Source organism: Arthrobacter sp. 9V (assembly GCF_902506065.1).
GTDB lineage: Bacteria > Actinomycetota > Actinomycetes > Actinomycetales > Micrococcaceae > Arthrobacter.
Window position 1 is genome coordinate 1 of the sequence record NZ_LR733028.1, and the last position, 1,111, is coordinate 1,111.

Annotated in this window: 2 protein-coding genes; both read left to right on the plus strand. The window is 68.6% G+C overall.

All coding sequences use genetic code 11. The features are described 5' to 3' along the window. The coding region (locus tag BACI9J_RS23500) for a hypothetical protein (RefSeq protein WP_159736731.1) at positions 1–235 on the plus strand (235 nt) is incomplete at its 5' end. Then, on the plus strand, positions 232–1,111 hold an 880-nt coding region (locus BACI9J_RS23505), incomplete at its 3' end, for an MFS transporter (protein ID WP_159736732.1). The genes BACI9J_RS23500 and BACI9J_RS23505, both read left to right, overlap by 4 nt.

Below are 1,111 nucleotides of genomic sequence, written 5' to 3' on the forward strand. Positions count from 1 at the left end.
GCCGCTCGCCCGGGTCACCGTGGCGCTCGGACGGCGGTTCGGGTGGGACGACCCCGCCGACCGCCGACCGCGTCTGGTCACCGAGACCGCGGCGGCGCTCCTCAAGGTCACCGCGACCGAGTACTTCGACGACGCGTTCGACGAGGCCACTGGGCCGACGTTCGACGCGCTGCTCACCGAGAACCTCCGCCTGCTCAGGGCGGTCACCACGACCGAACGGGAACACACCACATGAGCGCCACCGCGCCGGGCACCACCAAGCGTGCCCGCCCAGGCTCCGACGGACCGCTGCTCCTGACGCAGCGTCGCATCTGGATCATCTTCTCCGCCCTGATCGCGGGGATGCTGCTCTCCAGCCTCGACCAGACACTCGTCTCCACCGCGATGCCGACCATCGTCGGGGAACTCGGCGGCGTCGCGCACCAGGCCTGGCTGACGACCGGGTACCTGCTGGCCTCGACCATCGTGATGCCCGTCTACGGCAAGTTCGGCGACGTCCTCGGTCGTCGCAACCTGTTCCTCATCGCCATCGCGCTGTTCACCATCGCGTCGGCCGGGTGCGCGTTCGCCACGGACTTCACGCAGCTCGTGGCGTTCCGTGCCATGCAGGGACTCGGTGGCGGTGGCCTGATGATCCTGTCGCAGGCGATCATCGCGGACATCGTGCCGGCGTCGCAGCGCGGCAAGTACCTCGGTCCGCTCGGTGCGATCTTCGGTCTGTCCGCCATCGGCGGCCCGCTGCTCGGTGGCTTCTTCGTGGACCACCTGACCTGGAACTGGGCGTTCTACATCAACATCCCGGTCGGCATCGCGGCGTTCTTCGTGGCGTGGTTCGCGCTGACCCTGCCGAACAAGAAGGCCACGAAGCGCATCGACGTGCTCGGGGTGCTCTTCATGTCCGCGGCGACCACGTGCCTGGTGTTCTTCTCGGAGTTCGGCGGGAGCAAGGACCACGGCTGGGATGCCCCCGAGACCTGGGCCTGGTTCGCCGGTCTCGTCGTCTCGGCAGCGCTCCTGGTGTTCGTCGAGTCCCGCGCGCAGGACCCGGTGCTCCCGCTGTCGTTCTTCCACAACCGCACCTTCCTGCTGGCTACCGGCATCGGCCTGGTGC